The sequence below is a fragment of the Kitasatospora sp. NPDC057223 genome, assembly GCF_042669755.1.
Lineage (GTDB): Bacteria > Actinomycetota > Actinomycetes > Streptomycetales > Streptomycetaceae > Kitasatospora.
On record NZ_JBHUWW010000120.1, the window covers coordinates 1 to 19777 of the forward strand.

General features: G+C 70.5%; 22 protein-coding genes. 8 read left to right on the top strand and 14 right to left on the bottom strand.

What is annotated here, in order from left to right:
- Positions 1-240 (bottom strand): hypothetical protein (locus ACFUK0_RS31195; protein ID WP_380255833.1); only part of this gene is annotated, 240 nt, incomplete at its 3' end.
- A 200-nt stretch (positions 241-440) separates the two neighbouring features.
- Here ACFUK0_RS31195 and ACFUK0_RS31200 point away from each other — a divergent pair.
- The 3 genes from ACFUK0_RS31200 (at position 441) to ACFUK0_RS31210 (ending at position 3707) form a co-directional block, all read left to right on the top strand.
- Positions 441-614, top strand: a complete 174-nt coding sequence (locus ACFUK0_RS31200; protein WP_380255834.1) for a hypothetical protein — start codon at positions 441-443, stop codon at positions 612-614.
- Positions 611-2155 (top strand): hypothetical protein, encoded by a 1545-nt coding sequence (locus ACFUK0_RS31205; RefSeq protein ID WP_380255835.1) that lies wholly within the window; start codon positions 611-613, stop codon positions 2153-2155. The genes ACFUK0_RS31200 and ACFUK0_RS31205 overlap by 4 nt, the downstream gene beginning before the upstream one ends.
- Positions 2156-2318: 163 nt before the next feature.
- A complete protein-coding gene (locus ACFUK0_RS31210; RefSeq protein ID WP_380255836.1) occupies positions 2319-3707 on the top strand; it encodes a cytochrome P450 in 1389 nt (462 codons plus the stop codon).
- Between the two features lie 185 nt (positions 3708-3892).
- Here the strand turns inward: ACFUK0_RS31210 and ACFUK0_RS31215 are convergent, their stop codons facing one another.
- Positions 3893-4792 carry a class I SAM-dependent methyltransferase gene (locus tag ACFUK0_RS31215; RefSeq protein ID WP_380255837.1) on the bottom strand — a complete coding sequence of 300 codons (900 nt, stop codon included), beginning with the start codon at positions 4790-4792 and terminating at the stop codon, positions 3893-3895.
- Between the two features lie 651 nt (positions 4793-5443).
- Between ACFUK0_RS31215 and ACFUK0_RS31220 the strand changes: the two genes are divergently transcribed.
- Both ACFUK0_RS31220 and ACFUK0_RS31225 read left to right on the top strand, forming a co-directional pair.
- Positions 5444-5686 (top strand): hypothetical protein, encoded by a 243-nt coding sequence (locus ACFUK0_RS31220; protein ID WP_380255838.1) that lies wholly within the window; start codon positions 5444-5446, stop codon positions 5684-5686.
- A 15-nt stretch (positions 5687-5701) separates the two neighbouring features.
- A complete protein-coding gene (locus ACFUK0_RS31225) occupies positions 5702-6403 on the top strand; it encodes a hypothetical protein (protein WP_380255839.1) in 702 nt (233 codons plus the stop codon).
- Positions 6404-6484: 81 nt separating this feature from the next.
- On the opposite strand, the gene ACFUK0_RS31230 is transcribed toward ACFUK0_RS31225, so the two are convergent.
- The 8 genes from ACFUK0_RS31230 to ACFUK0_RS31265 form a co-directional block, all read right to left on the bottom strand.
- On the bottom strand, positions 6485-8035 hold the full coding sequence (locus tag ACFUK0_RS31230; RefSeq protein WP_380255840.1) for a DUF2637 domain-containing protein: 1551 nt from the start codon (positions 8033-8035) through the stop codon (positions 6485-6487).
- Positions 8036-8319: 284 nt separating this feature from the next.
- Positions 8320-8457, bottom strand: coding sequence for a hypothetical protein (locus tag ACFUK0_RS31235; protein WP_380255841.1), 138 nt, complete (start codon positions 8455-8457; stop codon positions 8320-8322).
- Between the two features lie 84 nt (positions 8458-8541).
- Complete coding sequence (locus tag ACFUK0_RS31240; protein ID WP_380255842.1) at positions 8542-8811, bottom strand: hypothetical protein; 270 nt, start codon at positions 8809-8811, stop codon at positions 8542-8544.
- The gene (locus ACFUK0_RS31245; RefSeq protein WP_380255843.1) at positions 8808-9095 is read right to left on the bottom strand and encodes a hypothetical protein; all 288 of its coding nucleotides are present in this window, start codon (positions 9093-9095) and stop codon (positions 8808-8810) included. Before ACFUK0_RS31245 ends, ACFUK0_RS31240 begins: the two co-directional genes overlap by 4 nt.
- A 380-nt stretch (positions 9096-9475) precedes the next feature.
- Positions 9476-10600 (bottom strand): hypothetical protein, encoded by a 1125-nt coding sequence (locus ACFUK0_RS31250; RefSeq protein WP_380255844.1) that lies wholly within the window; start codon positions 10598-10600, stop codon positions 9476-9478.
- Complete coding sequence (locus tag ACFUK0_RS31255; protein WP_380255845.1) at positions 10597-11250, bottom strand: plasmid partition protein; 654 nt, start codon at positions 11248-11250, stop codon at positions 10597-10599. Before ACFUK0_RS31255 ends, ACFUK0_RS31250 begins: the two co-directional genes overlap by 4 nt.
- A 235-nt stretch (positions 11251-11485) precedes the next feature.
- Positions 11486-12022 (bottom strand): DUF4240 domain-containing protein, encoded by a 537-nt coding sequence (locus ACFUK0_RS31260; protein ID WP_380255846.1) that lies wholly within the window; start codon positions 12020-12022, stop codon positions 11486-11488.
- A 55-nt stretch (positions 12023-12077) separates the two neighbouring features.
- Positions 12078-12890 carry a DUF4253 domain-containing protein gene (locus ACFUK0_RS31265; RefSeq protein ID WP_380255847.1) on the bottom strand — a complete coding sequence of 271 codons (813 nt, stop codon included), beginning with the start codon at positions 12888-12890 and terminating at the stop codon, positions 12078-12080.
- A gap of 221 nt (positions 12891-13111) precedes the next feature.
- Between ACFUK0_RS31265 and ACFUK0_RS31270 the strand changes: the two genes are divergently transcribed.
- Complete coding sequence (locus tag ACFUK0_RS31270) at positions 13112-13963, top strand: hypothetical protein (RefSeq protein WP_380255848.1); 852 nt, start codon at positions 13112-13114, stop codon at positions 13961-13963.
- Positions 13964-14046: 83 nt separating this feature from the next.
- The gene (locus tag ACFUK0_RS31275) at positions 14047-14574 is read left to right on the top strand and encodes a YrhB domain-containing protein (RefSeq protein WP_380255849.1); all 528 of its coding nucleotides are present in this window, start codon (positions 14047-14049) and stop codon (positions 14572-14574) included.
- Positions 14575-14916: 342 nt separating this feature from the next.
- On the opposite strand, the gene ACFUK0_RS31280 is transcribed toward ACFUK0_RS31275, so the two are convergent.
- Entirely contained in the window at positions 14917-15876 is a 960-nt protein-coding gene (locus tag ACFUK0_RS31280) for a hypothetical protein (protein ID WP_380255850.1), read from the bottom strand.
- Positions 15873-16406: a hypothetical protein gene (locus tag ACFUK0_RS31285; protein WP_380255851.1), complete on the bottom strand. Its 534-nt coding sequence runs from the start codon at positions 16404-16406 to the stop codon at positions 15873-15875. Before ACFUK0_RS31285 ends, ACFUK0_RS31280 begins: the two co-directional genes overlap by 4 nt.
- A 1003-nt stretch (positions 16407-17409) precedes the next feature.
- Between ACFUK0_RS31285 and ACFUK0_RS31290 the strand changes: the two genes are divergently transcribed.
- Positions 17410-17901 carry a hypothetical protein gene (locus ACFUK0_RS31290; protein ID WP_380255852.1) on the top strand — a complete coding sequence of 164 codons (492 nt, stop codon included), beginning with the start codon at positions 17410-17412 and terminating at the stop codon, positions 17899-17901.
- Here ACFUK0_RS31290 and ACFUK0_RS31295 read toward each other — a convergent pair.
- Together ACFUK0_RS31295 and ACFUK0_RS31300 are read right to left on the bottom strand one after the other, a co-directional pair.
- Positions 17829-18368 (bottom strand): transposase, encoded by a 540-nt coding sequence (locus tag ACFUK0_RS31295; protein WP_380255860.1) that lies wholly within the window; start codon positions 18366-18368, stop codon positions 17829-17831. The two genes, ACFUK0_RS31290 and ACFUK0_RS31295, sit on opposite strands and share 73 nt — an antisense overlap.
- 12 nt (positions 18369-18380) lie before the next feature.
- On the bottom strand, positions 18381-19622 hold the full coding sequence (locus ACFUK0_RS31300; protein ID WP_380255853.1) for an IS110 family transposase: 1242 nt from the start codon (positions 19620-19622) through the stop codon (positions 18381-18383).
- Positions 19623-19777: the final 155 nt, after the last annotated feature.

Consider the following 19777-nt stretch of genomic DNA (forward strand, 5'->3'; position numbering starts at 1 on the left):
GTCGTCGACGAAGTAGCCGGCGAGGACGAGCAGGGTGCCGAGCGGCACGCCGATCGCCCGGTCGAGGTAGTCGTCGCCCGAGCACCGGAACATCCGGTCGGTGGAGGCGATGTGGACGGCGAGCGCCAGGTGCAGGACGGCGGCCCGGTCACCTCGGAGGCATGAAGCGTCTGGCCTTCGGACTTCGCCGAATTGCCCGCTGTCGGCGATCTGATCCGGGGTCCTTGCACCATTGGACACCCGATCTGGTTCGACAACGTTCTATCAGCCCACGAACTGAATCGGGCCGCCATACGGCCAACCAACGTCCTCTGCGTGGAGAAGTTCGGTCGTTGCTGGCGCACGGACTGGGTCGGCGCGGAGCATGGCGGTCACCGGTCTCCCCGACTGCGACGGACCCCGCGGCTTCGTGCCGCGGCTGGCACCGAGTGGAGAAGCGCATGACCGTCCCCGCTGCCACCGACCCCGACCACGTCGTCCGCCAAGGCGTCACCCACGCCGTCGGCGGCGCCTCGGCGCCGCCGCACTACAGCCACGTACCGGGCGCGGCCGCAGAGAGCCACCTCGAACGGGAAAGCGGCGGCCGGCCGGAGGGGTCCGGGGCCGCGCGATGACCCACACCTACGGGTACATCTGGGCGGACTGGCTGTACGGATCCGGCAAGGACGCGTTCATGGCCCAGGTGTACGACGACTGCCGGGGCATCGACCACTGCCCGGACGAGCGGGAGAAGGCGGCCCGCATCACCGGCCTGAGGGCCAAGGTGGCCGGCAGCTCCCGGTCGTGGACGGAAGGGGTCCTCGACTTCCTCGACTTCGAGAGCTCCCGCCTCACGCTCGGGCGCGCCCCCGTGACCCGGCTCGGCGAGGCGGACGACTTCGCCGCCCTGGCCGTCCTGGACGCGGCCTACCGGCACGGGGCGTTCCGCGGCCTGTGCCGCCTCCCCGGCGGAGCCGAGTGGATCGGGCTCCTCGGCGAGGTGTGCGCGACGATGGTGCACCAGGGCTTCAAGTGGTTGCGGCCGCACGGAGGCGTGGACGACTGGGAACTGCCCGCCTTGGGCGAAGCCTGGTGCAAGGGCGTGGCCATGTGGGGGCTCGTCAGCCTGGTCATGGCCGTCGACACCTGCGGTGGTGACCCCGACAACGACGAGGCGCTGCACCAGATCCACACCGTCGTGGGAGCCCACCACATGGCCGGTGCCCTGTGGACCGTCTACCGGGGCCCGCACCCGCACCAGTGGTGGGACCCCACCGTGCGGAGCAAGGCCCCCGCGGAGGCCGCCGTCCGGCAGTTCGCCGCCTGGAGGCGCTGGCCGGACGAGCTGACTGACCTCCTCGTCCGCTCGGCCCACCACGTGAACACCTGGACCAACCCGACGGGCCACCCCGTCCACCTGACCCGCACCCGCGACCTGGCCATCGGCAGCCACACACCCCGCCTGGACGCCCGACTGGAGCAGCTCACCGCCGAACTGGCCGAGGTGGCGGGCGACCTGACGCCGGAGGAGCGGGCCGAGACCCACTCGCGCTGCGGGTCGTGGCTGGCCACCTACACCGCCGCGTGGCGCGGACGGGGAGACCTCAGCGACGGCGTGGAGGAACTGAGCGCGTTCGGGGCCCTGCTCGGCGTGCTGCGCGAGTCCCGTCCCCACATCACCACCGACCAGGCCACCCGCCTCGTCGAGTGGAGCCGCGCCCGCGTACAGCACCTGCGCCCCGAAGCACAGAGGGAGCTCATGGAGCTGGTCACGAGCACGGTCGAGATCCGCGGACGGATGCCTGGTGTCCCGCTCGGCAGCGCCGAGGTGGGGCCCCGGCGGTTCATCGACGGGGTATGGCACCTGGCGACGCTGTCCGCGATGTCGTCCCGTCACGGGGGCTGGCCCGTGCCGCAGGACATGCGCGAGCCGGCCATGCGGCTGTTCAACGCGCTGACTGACCACCGCCGCCTCCCCGGCGTCGACGTCGAGGAGGGTCACGTCAACCCGGACTGCTTCGTGTGCGTGGGCGACCGGCTGTTCACGGGCCTGGTGGACAACCGGCCCTCGCCCGGAGTGCTCCAGAAGACCATCTGGGGAATCCTGACCTACTGCAACTTCGCCCTCGGCACCGCCGACGACGTCGACCTCGGCACCCGCTCGCACGACGGCTGACCGCACCGGCCCCGCAGCGGCCCGCACGGGCACGCGCGCCACGACCGGGCTGCGAACCGAGCCGGTGCGCCGTCCGGCACCGCCGCCACTGGGAGACCGCCACGGCCGGCAGGTTCCCGGGGCGGACAGCCCTTCACCCACGCACCCCAGGAGGTCCCGTCCCGTGGCACGTGCAGACGAACCGACCGCGTCCTTCTCGCTCGGGAGCCCGCCCGGAGCATGGCCGGCCCTCGGGCACACGCTCGCGCTGGCGCGCGATCCGTTGGCGTTCATCGCCTCCCTGCCCGCGCACGGCGACCTGGTCCGCGTCCGGATCGGACCGCGCCCGCTGTACGTAGCCTGCCACCCGGACATCGTCCGGCACATCCTGATGACCCCCCGGGTCTTCGACAAGGGCGGCCCGCTGTACGAGACCGGCCGCACCGTACTCGGCAACGGCCTGGCGACCTGCACTTGGCCGGACCACCGGCGGCAGCGGCCCCTGCTGCAGCCCGCCTTCCAACCGGCCCGGATCGAGCAGCACACCGCGACCATGGTCCGCGCGGCCCAGACTCGCACCGCTTCCTGGACAGCCGGTGCGCGCATCGACGTCGGCCGCGTCATGACCGACCTCGCCACACACGTCCTCGGCACCACCCTGGTCCCCCTAGACCCCGCCGACGAGCAGCGGGTGACAGACGCGCTGGCAGCGACCATGCACACCCTCCAGCTGCGCACCATGCTCCCGTTCTCCTGGTGGCACCGCCTGCCGGCCCCGGGCCAGCTCCGGTTCGCCAGGGCCGAACGCACGCTGCGCCAGGTCACGGCACGAGTCATCGAGAACCACCGCACGAACGCCTGCCAGGGCGCGGGGATGGTGTCGCTGCTGCTGGCGGGCCAGGACGGCTCCACCGGGCAAGCCCCGTCCGACGAGCACCTGCGGGACCAGATCGTCACCATGTTCGTCGGCGGGGTCGAATCCACCGCCAACACCTTGGCCTTCGCCTTCCACCTCCTGGGCACCCACCCCGAGTGCGAGAGGCGTCTGCACGCCGAACTGGACGAGGTCCTCGGCACCCGGGCGCCGACGGCGGCCGACCTGCCCCGCCTCGCCTACACCCAGCGCGTCGTCACCGAGACCCTGCGAATGTTCCCACCCGTATGGTTCCTCACCCGCACCATCACGGCCCCCACCCAACTGGCCGGCCACCCCCTGCCAGCCGGAGCCGCCGTCGCCTTCAGCCCCTACCTGCTCCACCGCCGCCCCGACCTGTTCCCCGACCCGGACGAATTCGACCCCGACCGCTGGCTCACCGAACACGCCAAGCAGACCGGCCGCCGGTCCCTGCTCCCCTTCGGCGCCGGCAACCGCAAATGCATCGGCGACACCTTCGCCCTCACCGAGATCGCCCTCATCCTGGCCACGATCGCCTCGCACTGGCGCCTGCGCCCCCTCCCCGCCAGAGCACTGAAGCCTCTGAAACCACAGGTCCGGACGGTTCTCTCGTACGGCCCGTCGCCCATGACGTGCGAGCCCCGCCGCCCGGCACCGGCCGTGGAGGAAGCGTCGTGACGGCTACCTGCCGGCCCGGACGAGAACAGCCCCAAGGTGAGGTGCGGCCCGGCAGGCGATAGCGCGGCCCGTCCCATCGCACGGCCGGGCCGCGCTACCACCCGAGGCGGCTGACGCACCGCTCGACGGGCGCACCACGCCGCCGGGCCGGCGGCGGGCCGGCTGCCTGAGTCGGCGGTAGCAGGTCAGCCGGCGGGCAGGGGCGTGGCCGGTGGCTTGCGGCCCCAGGCCGACACGCTCAGGCAGGCCAGGTCGGTGTATCGGCCGTCGTTGAGCAGGGCGGTGCAGGCGGTCAGGTCGTCGGGGTGGACCAGCCCCTGCTCTGTCAGGGCCGGCCCGAGCAGTTCCACGGTCAGCTGCAGGAAGCGGGTGGCCCTTCCGCTCTGGCCGACCAGGCCCGGGGTGCACGACACGTCGACTTCCCTCAGGCCGGCCTGGCCGAGGAAGTAGGGCAGGGCGGTGGCCCAGCGGATGTTGGCGCGCATGCTCCCCTCGGCCACCGCGCGCACGCCGTCCATACAGCGGTGGAAGGCGTTGCGGGCACCCCCGGGAGGGACCAGGAGCCGGATGCCTTCCACGCACACCCAGCCGCCGGGTACGGTCCAGCGGACCATATCGGCCAGCACCTCCTCCGGCCGGGGAAGGTGCTCCAGGAGAAGACGGGCGTGCACGAGGTCGAAGGAGTCGTCGGGAAAGCCGTCACGGGTCACGTCGTGCACGAGCACCGACAGGTTCGGCACGTCCCGCGGCAACAGGCTGGTGTCCAGGTCGGTGACAACCGTCTCCCCCGGCGCGCAGCGGGCCGCCAGCCAGCGGGCCACGGAACCGGTGCCGCCGCCCAGTTCCAGGCAGCGCCATCCGGGCTGGATCCCCAAGTTGGCTAGGGCGGCGCGGCTGGCGGGGTCGGCGAACTCCTCCAGCGCGTGGAGCCTGCGCGTCTCGGCCGGGATCCGGTGGTCGAGCATGCCGGCTCCGTAGCCCGGCTCGGAAGTGCCTTCCAGTGAGGTCACGGCGGCCCCGCCCCGGCCCTCGGCCACCCGCTCGTCGTGCTGCCCGGACGAGACCGCACCCATCAGTTCCGCCATCGCCGAACCACCGCCCTACCCGGCACAGGGCGCCGGCTACGCCTGCCGACGGCCGACCCCGGCCCCACCGCCAGAGTCGGCGTCAACTCCGTACCTGGTAAGAGCGCACAGGAGCAGAGAAACCAGTTCCGCATCGCCCGGCGTCACAGCGGTTGCGATCCCTCGTCCTCACGCCCCGAACTGGTTCTCCACGCCTGGGTCCGGCACCGCCCCGAACAGAACACCGCCCCCACCGACCGCTCCACCCTCGCTGTCCACGGAACACCGCACACTGAGCACACCGCCTGCCGGCCCTCCCGGATCGCGGCCACTCGCCCCGCGAGCGCCGCACACTCCGCCGATACGCCGCCCGGCACGCGCTGTGTGCTCACCGTGGGCGGGGTGCTACCCACCCGCCCCGGCTGGTCGAATGAATCAAGGGGGCGGAATCGAGAACCACCCCCACACCCGAAGGGCTGCGGACGCACTCCGAAGCTGGCGCAGGCTCTGAGCCGCAACGCGCGGCTCACACAACCTGCCAGAAGAATGACGTCTCCGGTCCGTGACGGCGTCGCTCCGTACCTCGGAGCCGCAGCGCCGTCGCCGCAGCGGGTGGCAGACCGCCAGCACCGGCTACTTCGAGACCGGGGCGCCGGGGCGGACGCATACAACATGGTGCAAGCCGTTCTGCGCCGGCTGCGCATCGAGCTGCATATTCCGCTGGTGCTCCGGGCCCGCGACGAGCTTGAGGCCGAGGTGGCCGAGGCGTCGGACATCCAGCGGGGCACCGCAGGCAGCGAACCCGCTGCCCGCAGGTCGGTTCCGCGCCAACCTCCTCCGGCCGCCGTGAAAGAGACCACCGTGATCGATGTGCTCTGCGATCCTGCGTGCAACGGGCTGGCCGAAGGTGGCTAGCGGAGGGAGCGCAGCGTGAGTGAATCGGTGGCGGAGCGGGTGGCGGCGTCCTCGCTCCCGGGTGATCCGGCGGGCCTGCACCTCACGGTGACGAGCGGGGTCGGTCCTGCTCTGGACGGTGGCCGGCGGCAGGAGAGCCACCGGCTGCTCGTACGCCGCCCTCGTGACGGTGAGGTGTGGCGGCCGGCCGGCGCGTGGCCCGACGGCCGCGAGCACGTCGGCCTGGTGAGCGTCCGCCGGATCCCCGTGGCTGGCGCTTCCGTGGCGGCAGCGGTCCTGGCGGAGCTCGGGCGAACTGACGGTCTGGAGACGGAGCTGAACACCGCCGTCCTGTCCACCGTGGTCACGTCCCGGGGCGGCCGGGCCCGGTGGGCCCCCGCCGTGCGGGAAGTCCTGGGGAAGGGTCCGCGCTCCGTGCTCGGGGACCTGGTGGTCTTGGACGGCTTCTCCGTCTCCGGTGGCTGGGCGAACGCCGGGCTCGAAGTCCTCCTGCTCGGGGAACTCATCAGCCGCACCGTGGGCGGCCCCAGTGTGGTGGCGACCGCACCGTTCTTCCTGAAGGGCGCTCAGGGCTACCAGCCCACCCTGGCCGCGCTGAAGGCGGCCGGGTTCCGGCCGCTCGCCGGCCACGTCATGGTCGCCGAGTGCTCCGGCCTGCCGACCCTGTCCGGCGCGGCCGGGCAGGAGCTGATCGAGCGGTACCGGAACGGCAGCTGACCGGCGCCGTCCGCCCGCCCAGCCGAGAGGCCCGGCACGTTCGCGTCTTCGCGGTGCCGGGCCTCCTCCGTTCCCTGCGGTTCAGCGCCCGGAGCCTTCCAGCTCCAGCTGCGGCTGGTCCGCGATCGGGAACTTCTTCTTCAGCTCTCCGTAGTACCGCTCGACGCTCCGCTTGCTGACCGGGCTGTCCTTGCCCCGGGCCCGCACCCGCTCCTTCTCCGGCAGGTTGTAGAGGTACTGGGCGAGCTCCTCCTCCGACGGGTAGCGCCCGTGCCGGTCCATCCAGGCGGTGAATGCCGAGAGCCAGACCTCGGGGATCACGATCTTCCCGGCCTCGCCGTCGTCTGGGCTGGCCGTCGCGACGGAGCCGTTGACAGCGGCCGCCGGTGCGGCCGGCACATCGGCGGTCCGCTCGGAGCGTGCCGCGGAGGCAGCCGCACGCGTCGGCTCCGGGATGCGGGGCTCGCCCGCAAGCGCCTTGCGGGTGGCCGCTCCGTCCGGGTCCGCACCCGCAAAGCCGAAGGCCTGCCGGTCCTGGCCCTCCGTCGTACCCGCAAAGCCGGAGTCCGGACCCGCAAGGCGTCCCGCAAGGGCCTTGACCTGCGAATACGCATGATCTGTTTGCGGGACGGCCCGCCGGTCCAGGTCCTCGGCGCCCGCATACGCATAGTCCGCGGGGTCGTCCTCCGGATACGCAAAGGACTCGCTTGCGGGCTGCGGCTGCGGTGCCGGACCCTCCGCAAGGGCGAGCCGTTCGGTCCCCTCTCGCGGGTCCGGGGCTTCGCCCTGCGCGCCCGGCTGCGGCGCGGGTACCGGCGGCGCAAGGGCGGGTGCTGCTGGTGCTCGGTCCTGCGCAAGAGCCGGCGGCTGCTCGACGGACGGAGCAGCCGGCGCCGGGGTCGATTCGCGGTGGAAGGCGAGGAGCTGGTCCATCGGGCGCGTCGCGACGCCGGCGGCGGCGAGGCCGTCCTGGTACGTGAGCGACAGGGGGACGCCGAGCTTCGCCAGTTCCAGCGGCAGGTTGGCCGCCGCCGGCAGCCCACGGTTCTTTCGCTTCTTTCGCCACCGGGGCTGGGAGTCCCGCAGGAGCGTCTCGTAGGTCAGCCGGGTCTGTTCGAGGCGGATCGCGTCGTCGATCTTGCGGATCTCCCAGAGCTGCATCCGGCGCCACATCGCCCAGGTCTGCCCCGGCGCGAGGATCCAGCGCATCAGCCGGATCCGCTCGATCGTCCGGTCGCCGTCCGAGCTCAGCTTCGCGAGGCGGGCGATCGCGTGACGGCCGGCCTCGCTGATGATGATGAACAGGACCGGGATCACGGCGTGCATGCCCACGCCGATCGGGTCCGGCCAGGACGTCGACGCGTTGAAGGCGATGGTGGCGACAGTGAGGCCCCACGCTGTCGGGCGCAGCAGGGGGAAGGGGATCCGAAGCCGGGCGAGGTACAGGTCCAGGGCGAGGAGGACGAGGATCCCGGCGTCGACCCCGATGGGGAAGACGCGCGCGAAGGCGCCGAGGTCCTTCTGGATGGCGACGTCGCGGACGGCGATGTAGCTGCCGCCGAGGCCGATCAGCGCGATGCTGAGGGCGCCGATCATCAGGACCGTGACCAGTACCCAGTGGATTCGCGTCATGACTGGTTTGTCCACGCCTCTCCCCCTTACTCAGTGTGCTCGGGGGTAACCATGTCATGTGAGGCTGACGGGACGGGACGCGCCTACCTGCTGAGCGTCCGGAAGCCGCCCTCACGGGCGATTTGAGTACTCAACGCCACTCTTCAAGTGCGGACAGTGTCTGCCGGTGCGACGCCGCCGCCGTCTGGTACCACCGGGCCCGAGGACGAGTTGGTGGTTCGGCTACCAGTCGAATCCCGCTTCACTGGCCAGAACAGCGTCGGTGGCTTCCTTCCGGAAGGTCTTCAGTTCATGCACATCGACCTTCTGCTCTCGTGCAGAGCGCCGACGTGCTCGGCCAGCAGGATGAGGCCATCAGCCACGATGTCCATACGGGTCGCCGCAGGACGGGTGAAGATCGACCTGAGATCCCGGGGCTTCATGGCCCCAGGCTAGGCCGGAGGCAGAGCGCGAGCACTCGGATTTCCCCGTCCCCTTCTCGGCAGCAGGTCCGGCTGCGCCCGGTCTCAGGGGCCGACGATGATCCAGGTGATCAGCGTGGCCCCGAGCAAGGGATGGTGCCGGTGAAGGACGCTCAGGCCGCGCCCGCCTGTCTCGTCGGCGCCGAGGCGCACGACGTAGTCCTCGGCCTGCGGGTCGTAGGAAGGCCGGCGTTCCCCGATTCGCGGCTCCAGCTCCAGCTGCGCCCGGACCGCATGGATCGCTCGCTCCTCACGGGGTGACAGCTGCGGGAGCAGCTTTTCGGCTTCGTCGGAGTAGGCGACGAAGGTTGTCACCGGCCAGCCTCGGCGATCTTGCGGCGCAGTTCGGCGGCGGAGGCGGCCGGGGTGATGGTGAGGGCGCTGACGGCTTCGGGGGAGGTGTTGCGGCGGAGGTAGTCGCGGTACCGGTCTGCGAGCGCCGGGACCTGGTCGAGGGGAGTGCGGGCGAGTTCGTCCTCGAAGGCCGCCAGTTCGTCGGGCAGGCCGAGCGAGGCGAGGCCGGCCAGGGCCGCCCGCAGTTCGGGCAGCGTGCCCATCGCGGGGGTGTAGGGCTCCGGCTGGTGGGCTGCAGTGCTCACGGTGGACTCCTTCGTCGGTTGGTGACGACGCTACTGGGCCGGACGGGGGAGTAGGAGGGCGATGGCGTTGTTGGCCGACCTGAGGAGGTGAAGCGGGGATGGGAGCCTGCTGCGGGCGCGGGCTCGGGGGAGTGTTGACTGCCCGAGGGGGAGTGAGTCGTCAGGAGACTGGCGGGCACCGACAGACCCGGAAGGTCACCCAAATTTGGGTGACCTTCCGGGTCGGCGGACCCGGGCCCGCGGTACTGGTGGTGGCAGGTTGTCGGGCCGCTCGTTCGAATGCGGCTGACCAGGCGGCACGGCAAAGGCCCGGCTGGTCCTTGGGTCCAAGGGGCCGGGCCTTCGGCTTGGTCACCCAAATTTGGGTGACCAGCGATCGCTCAGAGAAAGCTCTCCGAGGCGTCGACGATCGTCCTGGCCGCTGCCGAGATTGCCTTCAGGGTGGCCGGGGTGGCGTCCTGCAGGTCTTGCCGAAGCGTTGTCGACGCCTCGGTGAGCACGGCGAGCAGAGCCAGGGCTCGGCCTTCGTCGACGATCTCGGCGTCGACGGTGACGATGTCACCTTGGGCGTCGGGCACGCTGTCGGACGATGGTTCGTCGGTTCCGCCTTCGCCACCGGCTCTCGTCTCACCCAAATTTGGGTGACTCTCGGCGGGCCGATCCGCCAAGGCGACGGGGGACTGCGGGACCGTCTCCGACGGGCCGTGCCGCAGGTGATCCGAGTCCGGGCTGCTGGCGGACTCCTGGCCAGACGCTGTCGGGGAGGACTTTGTCTGCGGCGGGACCTGGGGGGCGATCGCCCGGACAGCCGCACCGAACTGGGCCACTGGCAGCGGGTCTGCGGGCTTCGAGAAACGCTCGACCATGGAGGTCAGAGCGGCCGCGGTCACTCGGTGCCCGTGCTCCGCTGCGTACGCGCGCAGTTCCACGTAGGCGCTTGCGGTGTTGCTCTCCCCTGCGAACTTCGCCAGGGGCAGCAGGGCGCGGATGTGGGAGGCGGGCACTGACCTCTTGGAGGGGCTGAAGGCGCTGACGGCTGCCGCGAGCGGCCATTCCTGAATCTGCCTGTTGACGTCCGACTCGGACTCGCCGATCTCTTCTTCGCAATACGTGGCCCAGGTCCTGCCGCCGGCGCGGTACAGGCCGCGGTCTCGGACGGCGTGGGCCGCCTTGCCCTTCATCCACGCAGCTTCGGTGGCGTGCGCAAACGCCCGTTCGCACTGCGCGAGGTCGCTCAACTCATCAGCGGTCAGCTCGCCGGTCGCCTGGAGGAGTTCCGGCTCTGGGATGAGGTCAGCGGTCAGGGGCTGAGGGCGGCTGGGGCGCGGGCTCGGCTGACTCGGCGGCGGGATGACACCCACCCCGGTGCCGGGCCGTTGCTCCGGCGACTCCGGGACGTTCTCACTGTCCGGTCCGGCTGCTCCGCCGGCGGCGGCATCAGCTTCCCGTCGCTGGCGTTCGCGATCCAGCCGCTTCTTCTCCATGTTCTTGGTGTGCTGGCTCACGGCAGCAGCCCCCTTGTCTCCAGCTCCAGGACGAGCGCGCCGAAGGGCCCCTTGCTGGCGTTGACGACCGGGAAGCCTATGGCCTGGGCGATCGTCTCGGACCTGGGGATCGTCGTGGACAGGACGTCCCAGCCCTCCCCTTCCATCTCCTCGCGGTAGTTCTTGGTGGAGCTCGCGTTGGCGACGGTGCGGTTCAGGAGGACGACCGCCCTGGGAGGCTGTCCGTCGGCACGCAGCGGGGCGGATCGCTTGATCATGTCGGCGAGGGTCGTCTTGTCGACGGGGTCGACGATCCGTTCGAAGTCCGCCGCTGTGGGTGCCATGTGCAGGATCACGAGGTCCGCGACGCGAAGGACCGAGTCCGTGATGTCCGGGTGGTTCTCACTGTGGCCGCAGTCGACGATGCCGATCTCGTCTGCGGGGAGGACGTACTCCTTGTGGAAGCGTGCGGAGGCGGCGAGCTCGACCGGGAAGGGGAACTCACCGCTCTGCGACCACTGCCAGAATTGGCGGGAGTGGTCGGCGTCGAAGCCCCTGACCTTGCGCCCGTTCGGGGCGATGGTCGTTTTGAGCGCTTGAAGCGCGTGGGCAAGCAGGCCCGAGTCCGTGGTCTTGCCGCCGGTTCGAGGAGACACATTGGCGATGAGCATGGGACGACAGTAGCGGCGCCGTCCGTCTGACATCACAGCCGGGGTGAAGATTCTTTGGTTTTTCTGACAGTTCGTCCCATTTGAGCCCGCCAGCCGAAGGGCCCGGTCACCCAAATTTGGGTGACCGCCGGCCCGCAGACTGTGGCCGATCCCTGTCGATCGGTCACCCAAAATTGGGTGACCGACCCCGCTCCTGGCTCACGGGTGCACGCAGGCGGGTCCGGCCTCCGCGCCGCTATTCCGAGTAGAGGTCTGTCAGGCGGGGCAGCCGCCGGCTCAGCTCGTCGCGGTCCGCGAAGTTGAAGCCCCATTCCGGGTCCAGCTTCGGGTAGCGGATGCTGAAAGCGCCATCAGGGAGGTTCTCGCCGGTGGCCGTCTGGTAGGCGGTCCACGCGATGCTCAGGGTGGCTTCGCAATCGCCATCGATCCCGCGTTCAGCAAAGGCCCGGACTACGGGGAGGGCGGCGAGGGCGTCGGGATCGGTGATGACGCGCTCGAACGTCTCCCGGCCCTGGGTGATGAGCCAGCCACGGAAGTAGTCGAATCCGTCGTCGGAGCATCCCCCGTTGATCACGTACGCGGCACCCCAGAGCGGGGCCCGATAGGAGTCAGCCATCAGATCCCAGAGGGCTTGCTGAGCCGCGAGGATCTCCTCGACCGGGCGGATGGCGAGCAGTGCGGCCGCCCCCTCGGCGATGGCGTCGCCGTTGTCCGGGACCAATACCTGCGAGCGGGCTTCCTCGATCAACTGCCAGAACTGCTTGGTATCCATGCCGCTGAGCTTGTCACCGGACTCTGACAGCGCAGTTCGGCCTCGGGACCGAGAGTCAGTCCCACCAGAAATCCCAGTAGCGGCCGTGGACGAGTCGTTCGGCGTATGCCGCCAGCGTGAACGGATGACTGCCCTGCCAGATGTTGTCGGGGCAGAACGCGAAGTGCTCGGCGGCCACAAGGAGAGCCTCCTCTGCCGATATCGGGGGTGCCGCGACGCTCAGATGGAGGGTGGAGGGGCCGACTGCGACGACGCGTGCACCGAAGCGTTCCTCCCAGCCGGCGACGCCGGCGGAGAACTTGGCGGTGTCGTTGTCATAGTTGACCGGCCCGTCCCAACCTGCAGCCGTGAGCGCGTTGGCGCCCGAGCCGGCAGCGACGAGTCCCAGGCGGGCCTGTGGCCGACAGGCAGCGAAGTGCCGCGCATACTCGACAGCCGCGGTGTCCGGGTCAGTGGACGGCCGGTGAGCCGGCGCGAGTCCTGGCCAGGCCCGGCCGAACGGGGCAGTGACGGCCAGGCGGTCCTCCGACGACAGCACGTCGTCGTCCTCCCCGATGGTGGTGTAGTTCTTCCACCATCGCGCGAGGAGCCCGGCAGCATCGTGGATGTCCGGGGAGGACATCCGCTCGGGAAAGAGCTCACCGGAGCCCCAGGGACTGAACTCGCTGTCGTGAACACCCCTGGAGTCGAGCAGCAGCGGCCACAGACCCGTACGAACGCGCTCGGCATGGATCCGCGCCCAGAGCCCGGCGGTCACGGGTCCGTCACTCATCCAGAGAGCTTGGACGGCTCCACTGCCTTCGTCCGACGTGATCATCCGGCCGTGCGGAAGTGGAGTCTCGACGGCGGACAGGAGCTCAGGGTTCATAGGCGGATGCTAGAGCGTGCCTGATGACCGATCTTGTGGCAGGTCGATCGCCGGGACTGCCATTGATCGTGACGTGGCAGATATGTGCACACCCCCTCCCCTGGCCGAGGCGAAGGCGGCAAGATCAAGGAATGGCTGATGACGATCTCCCTCCCGCCGGTCCAGGTGCCCGTGGCTCCGGGCCAGCGACGCTCGCGCTCGCTGCGCCGCGGGAGCGCACCGTGGACAAACACATGTACCGCCCCTTCGAAGACCGGCCGGCGTGGTCGTTCCGACTGCAGGTGTTCACCGCTGCGGGCCAGCGGCCGGTGGCCGTGGTGACGCAGACCCTCCGCGAGGGCATGGGGCTGACGAACGGCGCGGAGGAGTACGCCCAGGCGGTGTGGGAGCAGCTGTACCCCGAGGAGGCGTTGCCGCCGGTGTGGGTGCAGCGCCAGCTCCTCGGCGATGAGCTCGGCCAGGGGCAGGCAGAGTTCCAGCTGGTGGTGTTCGCCGAGGCCGAGAAGTACAAGGTGCGTCGGCCGACATGGTGGCCGGTGACCTCCGAGCAGGTGGAGCGGCTCGTCGGGGGACCGGTGGAGGAGGACCGCGGCGAGGGCTACGTCCCGCGCGAGGTGCCGCCTGAGCCGGAGCTGCGCTTCGAGGTGCTGGAGGTCTCCCGGCTCGGCACGCCGCACCCGTTCCGTGCGCCGAGGTGCATGCCGGACGGATCGCCGCAGTCGGTCAGCTGGTGGCGGCATCTGGTGCAGTCGCGCGGAGGCAGAGGGTGCTGCTGGTACCACCGGGGGGACTGGCGGGCCGTCGGCGACCTCGCGGTCAGGTTCCTCTCCGAGGGCATCGAGGCCGGTGTCAGCGCCGAGGACATGGCCGGCTTCGTGAACCGTCGAGCCGTCGAGACCGGCGTGGACATCTGGCAGCGGCAGGCACTGAACTCGCTGTTCAGGTTGGACTCGGCGATCACCCCGAACGACGTCGGCGGCTTCGTCGACGGCCAGCACCGGACCCAGGCCATGGTCGACGCCGGGACGAGCCGGACGGTCGTCTTGAAGACGGTGTGCCCCGCGGGGGAGTAGACCGGGCGCCACTGCGCCCGACAGGCGACGCGACAAGTCCCCGCCCTCCGAAACCCGATTGACCCGCGGTGAATGATGGAAGCGTGATTTCCAAGGAACGCGCCGTCGAGCTCGTCGAGTCCCTGTTGACCCGAGAACGGCTGACGTGGGCAGGACCCGAGCTGGCCATCTGCGCCGTGGAGGAGCGTGCAGTCGGCTGGCTCGTCTACTGGAACTCAGCGGAGTACGCCCGCACCCGTGATCCGCGTGACAGCCTCATCGGCAGCGGCCCCTACCTGGTGGACCGGCATGACGGCAGCATCCATCACATCCCCGCCACCACGTGGATAGCCAAGAACTGGGAGGAGTTCTACCTCCAGCAGATCAAGGGCATCCGACCGCCCGACCCACTGGCCTCGTCCGTCCGCGCACTCCTGCACTCCGCCGGGGTCGTGGCCGCGATGATCCACCTGCGCAAGCAAGCCCCGCTGCTGAGCCTGCTGGAAGCACGGGCCTACGTCGATGCCCTTCAAGGTGGCGCCGAACCCTCGGAAGAGCTGGCAGGGCGCACCCGGACGCAGGAGCGGTGCCCGCGCCTGTCGATCGAAACATTGAGCGGTCCGGTCCAGTAACCGTACGACCCTCCAGGCCAGTGGAAACGGCAGACCTCACCGCGGTTCGAGCACTTCACCGAACCAAGACGATCTCCGGCCACGAACACCTTGCCAGAGCCACACGAGTCAGTACCCCGACAGCCAGGCGCGGAGAAGGCATCCAGTGCAGGGCTACCAGGCCGTCGCGATGGTCGTCGTCGGGGAGTGTGCTGCGCGGGGCGGAGGTGGACACCGGCCCGTGGCCGCCGTGGGCGATGGGCAGACCGGCCAGGTGGAGGGCGTGCATCGTCCGGTCCGCCAGATCCCGGTCGAGGGGCTGGCCGCTCGTGGGCGGGAGGCCCTCGGACGGGGAGGTGACGGTCACCGGCGAAGGCTGCTACCGGCCTTCTTGTGGTCGGCACGCTGTCGGGCGGTGGCCTGGAAGGGAATGCGCCCGAGGGCGAGCACTTCGTCCCGCACACCGTAGAGCATCCGATAGACCAGGGCGTCGGTCGCGGCGTCGAGCCAGTTCTCGGTGGCGGCGCGTGGCGGCATCGGGCCGAGCGCGGTGGTGAACCAGACTGGGAGGAGACCGGGGCCGGCGACGGCAGTGCCGATACGGGCGCGGGCGATCCGGACCAACTGGTCATACGCGTCCTCGCCGGCCTCGGCGGCTTCGACGAGGGTCTGGTCAAGGCGCTGGTCTCGGTCGAGGACGGTGCTGGCGGTAGTTGCGGCCGCCCGCAGCCGGTCGGTCTGAGCCGTGGCGGTCCTGAGCCTGGTAGCGGCCGCGCGGTAGGCAGTGGCTGCTTCGGTGAAGGCCTCGCTGCCGAGTGCGGCACGGGCGAGTGTGCCGCTGGCGGCCAGGACGGCGGAGCGGGCCTGCTCCAGAGACACGGTCGCCTCGTTGTAGACAAGCAGGCTGCCGTGATGACGGGCACGATCGGCCGCCGGGAGCAGCCGGGCTTCGGCAGCCCGCCCGGCAACGGCCTTGGCGACCAACTGGTTGATCTCGTTGTCGGTGGCGTCCAGGTCGACGGCGGTGCCGCCGGCGGCGGTGCGAACGCGCCGCTCCAGCCAGGCAACTCGTTGGCCGAGGTCCTCGACCAGAGTGCGCACCTCCTTCGTCTCGTCGTCGAACTCGTCGGCCCGCCGTTCCAGGCTGTCGATCTCGTCGGCCTGCCCGCGGAGCTTGTACTCGGCCGAGTCCAGGCGGCTGCTCGTCTCGCCGCTCTGCTGCTCGTATTCCTCGCGCAGGCCCCGGAGGTCGGATTCGACGTCGTCCACCGAGCGGCTGAGCCGGCGGACCAGGTGCTCCGCGTCGCCGTAGGGGCTGCTCACTTGTTGCTCCCGTTGGGGTCGTCGGGCAGGCCGGTGAAGAAGCTGGCGGCGGCGCAGAGCGCGGCGGCGACGACCCACCAGGCACTGAGCGTGCCGGTGGCCAACGCAGCGAGCAGCAGGGCGCAGACGGCGAGCAGGGCAGCACTGGCCCGGTGTCGGCGGTGGGGACGGCTCCTCGGCAGCGGCTGTGCTGTCCATCCGGTGCCGAGGGCGGCCAGGAGGAAGGGGAGGAGGAGCAGGAGCCAGCCCCAGGCGACCCAGCCCGGGATCACGGCGGCGGCGGTGAGGCCGGCGATGGCGGCGGCGCCGCGTCGGGTCCACATCACGATCTGCTCGGTGGCGTGCCTCGCTGGCTCCGCGCGAAGGCCTGGAACCTCTGCGGTGTAGGCGAGAAGGCTGTCGGTGGCTGCCATCAGGTCGGCGAAGGCCTGGGTGCGGCCTTCCGTACCGGGGCCGAGCGCGGCAGCGGCGGAGTGCCGTTGTCCTACGTCGTTCTGCAACTGCGCGAACCGCGCGGAGACCGTGTCCACCCGTGCCCCTCCATCAGGTCGAAAGCGGCTCCAGCCGCTCCGCCGAGAGGGTATACATGGGCACTGACAGTTCGTGGCCAATTTCGGAAAGTAGCCGTTCGTCGGATTACCCGCCGAGGCTGGCCGGGCGAGTACGACGTCGATCGGCAGCTCCGGCCCGGCTGGCCTACCCGATCCGGGAGGGACGCGGCGGACCTGGCCCGCGACGGACGGGGAGCATCCCCGCAGGTGCGGGGAGCAGGGCTTGACGGAGTTGTTGTCGTCGCGGTTCAGGGGAGCATCCCTGCGGGTGCGGGGAGCAGGTTGCGGACCAGGCTGTCGCCGAAGGTGTGGAGGGACCATCCCCGCGGGTGCGGGGAGCAGATCCCGTCGGCCATGAACAACAGGATCAGGCTGGGACCATCCCCGCGGGTGCGGGGAGCAGGTGTCGATGGTGAACTCGGGGGCGGAGTCCATGGGACCATCCCCGCGGGTGCGGGGAGCAGGCCCTCAAGGACACGCCGGCCGACCCCGACGCGGGACCATCCCCGCGGGTGCGGGGAGCAGGGCACGAGCTTGATGGCCCGGAAGACCATCTGGGGACCATCCCCGCGGGTGCGGGGAGCAGGTGTGGAACGCGATGTTGCGCTGGTGGCGCTGGGGACCATCCCCGCGGGTGCGGGGAGCAGGGCCGCGCTGCTCGACGACGCGGTGCTCTCCCGGGACCATCCCCGCGGGTGCGGGGAGCAGAGCCTGGCCACCCTGCTGGACGCGCTGATGGTGGGACCATCCCCGCGGATGCGGGGATGGTCCCTGGGCGCTGTCGTTGGGCATGCCGACGGCCTGCTGCTTCCCGCACCCGCGGGGATGGTCCCTCGGCAGCCGCCCGGCCCGGCACGTACGAACTCCTGCTCCCCGCACCCGCGGGGATGGTCCCCGTAAGAGCTCGTAACAGGATCATGTGCTCGAGGATCGGACAGGCTGGGTCGACCGGTTGAGGGTAGGGCCTGGCATCCTCATGCAGATGAGCGAGACAAACGAGCGCCGGGACGTCCCGAAGGACCGTTGGGTGTTCGGCCTGGAGGAGATCCCCGCCTCTGACGGGGGCGAGGACGGGGCAGTCCATGGTGTTGCCCCCGTCTTCGGCACCACCCTGATCTGCGCTCCTGAAGGCACGCCGCAGGCACTGTGCTGGGCGGCGGAGGAGATCGTTTCCCAATGTGGGCCGGACTGGGCCGTGTCATCGGTCCTCCTTCAGTGGCTCAGGATCGAAGCTGGCGATGAGCTTCGACTGGGGGTGGAGAGCTGTCTGCTGGAGCGCGTCTCCGACGATCGGATTCGCCTGCAGGCCCACTACAACCAGTGGGAAGAGATGCTCGTGCCCATGGCAGACGTTCGGCGGTTGCTGATCGACATGATGCACTTCCTCACCAAGGAGGCGCGTCACCCGCTGCCGAGCTGGCGCATCCGACGCCTTGGGGAACGGGACTGGACGCAGAGGCGCACCGCCGAGTAGCTGAGTGTTCGCCGCCAGCCGCGTACAGGCTGTGGGTGCATTCCGTGACTACCCAGCTGCCTTTTGAGGCGTCGCCAGCAGATCAGAGAGCAGGCGAGCGAGACGAGTCCGTCGTGGAGGTCCAGGCGTCGTTCCCAGCGGGTGGCGAGGCGCTTGAACTGGTGCAGTAGGGCGAAGGTCTGCTCTACGACATAGCGCAGTTTGCCCAGGCCGTGGATATCGGGTGTGCCTCGTTGGGAGATGACCGGCAGGATGCCGCGGCGGCGCAGTTCGCGGCGGTTGGCGTTGCTGTCGTAGCCCTTGTCGCCGAGCAGGGCGTCAGGGCGCTTACGCGGGTGCCCGACCCGGCCAGCGACCGGTGGGATGCCGTCGACCAGGGCGAGGGTCTGGGTGACGTCGTTGACGTTCGCCGCGGTGGTGATGACGTTGAGCGGGGTGCCGTTGCCGTCGCAGATCAGACATCCGATGGGGTTAGCGGGTCAAGCCGCTATGGCAAGTTCGAGCTTGGGAGGGGCCGGAAAGGCGGTGCTCTCGCTGTAGAGCGTGCCGGTTGCCAGGCAGTGGTGGAGGCAGCCGAGGAGCCGGTTGTAGAGGTTTCTCTGGGCTGAGGTGTGGCGGTCGCCGGCCTTGCGGCGGCGGTCGTAGTGGGCCCTTGCACCGGGGGAGGCAGTGAGGGAGGCGAAGGCCCAGACGTAGCCGACCGCGGCCAGGCGCTGGTTCTTGACCCGGCGGACCATGACCGCGTGGCTCTTGCCTGAGGCTCGCGTGACGGGTGCCAATCCGGCGTAGGCCTTGAGTGCCCTGGCATCAGCGAAGCGGGTGCGGTCGTCGCCGATCTCGGCGAGGACCCGGGCACCGCTGAGCGCGCCGAGGCCGGGGAAGCTGGTGATGACCGCCGCGTCGGGATGCTGCTCGAACAGCTCGACGGAGGCTTCGGCGAGGTCGTCCGCGGCGGTGCAGGCGGCCTCGAACTTGCCTAGCAGGGCGAGGGTTTGTCGGCCCATCGCGCTCTCGACCTGCGGGAGCTGGCGCATCTGTGGGATGCGAAGGGCGGCGTGCAGGCGCTCGACCTCGGCGTCGATGCCGCGCTGGCGGCCCGGGCGCTTGAGCACCGCCTTCAGCTGGGTGCGGGTGAGGCGGGCGGCCTGGCCGGGGGTCGGCGCTGCGGCCAGCAGGGTGCGGGCCAGCGGCGCGTTGAAGCCGCCAGTCATCGGCTGGACGGCGGCGAGGTAGCCGGGGAAGTACTCGCGCACGTGGGAACGGAGCTTGTTGCCGGCCTGGGTGCGGTCCCAGACCGCATCCTGCTGGGCGCGGGCCAGGACGGCGACGGCCTGGGCGAGTTCACTGTCGGCCGGCAGCGTGCGGTGGGGATCAGCATCGGTGCGCAGGATGTTCGCCAGCACCATCGCGTCGAGGTGGTCGGACTTCTTGCGCGAGACGGTGTGCCGCTCGCGGTAGCGGGCGGCTGCCATCGGGTTGACGGCGTAGACGGGCCTGCCGGTCGCCCGCGGGCAGGCCACGAGCAGGCCGCGGGAGGTCTCGATCGCCACGGGTATCCGCTCGCCGGGGCTGTCGCCGTGCTCGGCCAGGAGGTCGAGCAACTGCTGCAGTCCGGCCGCGTCGTCCCCGATGCGGGCCCGGCCCAGGAGTTTGCCGTCACCGTCGACCACGGCGATGTCGTGGTGGTCGCTGGCCCAGTCGATCCCGCGGAACACCTTCATGGGCGTCCCCCTCGTTCTTGCGTCCGATGTGGATATCCGCTGGTCAAAGACCTGCGCGGAGGCACGCGACTCCCTAATGGAAGGGCTCTGGGCCCGTCATCCGATTGGTCGTTCGTGACCCCAGCTGACCGCAGGGGCCTCGGTCTGTGCAGGAG

Coding starts and splice junctions, on each gene's coding strand:
- ACFUK0_RS31200 (WP_380255834.1), top strand. CDS start 441: ATGACCGTCCCCGCTGCCACCGACCCCGACCACGTCGTCCGCCAAGGC.
- ACFUK0_RS31205 (WP_380255835.1), top strand. CDS start 611: ATGACCCACACCTACGGGTACATCTGGGCGGACTGGCTGTACGGATCC.
- ACFUK0_RS31215 (WP_380255837.1), bottom strand. CDS start 4,792: ATGGCGGAACTGATGGGTGCGGTCTCGTCCGGGCAGCACGACGAGCGG.
- ACFUK0_RS31220 (WP_380255838.1), top strand. CDS start 5,444: ATGGTGCAAGCCGTTCTGCGCCGGCTGCGCATCGAGCTGCATATTCCG.
- ACFUK0_RS31230 (WP_380255840.1), bottom strand. CDS start 8,035: ATGACGCGAATCCACTGGGTACTGGTCACGGTCCTGATGATCGGCGCC.
- ACFUK0_RS31235 (WP_380255841.1), bottom strand. CDS start 8,457: ATGAAGCCCCGGGATCTCAGGTCGATCTTCACCCGTCCTGCGGCGACC.
- ACFUK0_RS31255 (WP_380255845.1), bottom strand. CDS start 11,250: ATGCTCATCGCCAATGTGTCTCCTCGAACCGGCGGCAAGACCACGGAC.
- ACFUK0_RS31260 (WP_380255846.1), bottom strand. CDS start 12,022: ATGGATACCAAGCAGTTCTGGCAGTTGATCGAGGAAGCCCGCTCGCAG.
- ACFUK0_RS31265 (WP_380255847.1), bottom strand. CDS start 12,890: ATGAACCCTGAGCTCCTGTCCGCCGTCGAGACTCCACTTCCGCACGGC.
- ACFUK0_RS31290 (WP_380255852.1), top strand. CDS start 17,410: ATGAGCGAGACAAACGAGCGCCGGGACGTCCCGAAGGACCGTTGGGTG.
- ACFUK0_RS31300 (WP_380255853.1), bottom strand. CDS start 19,622: ATGAAGGTGTTCCGCGGGATCGACTGGGCCAGCGACCACCACGACATC.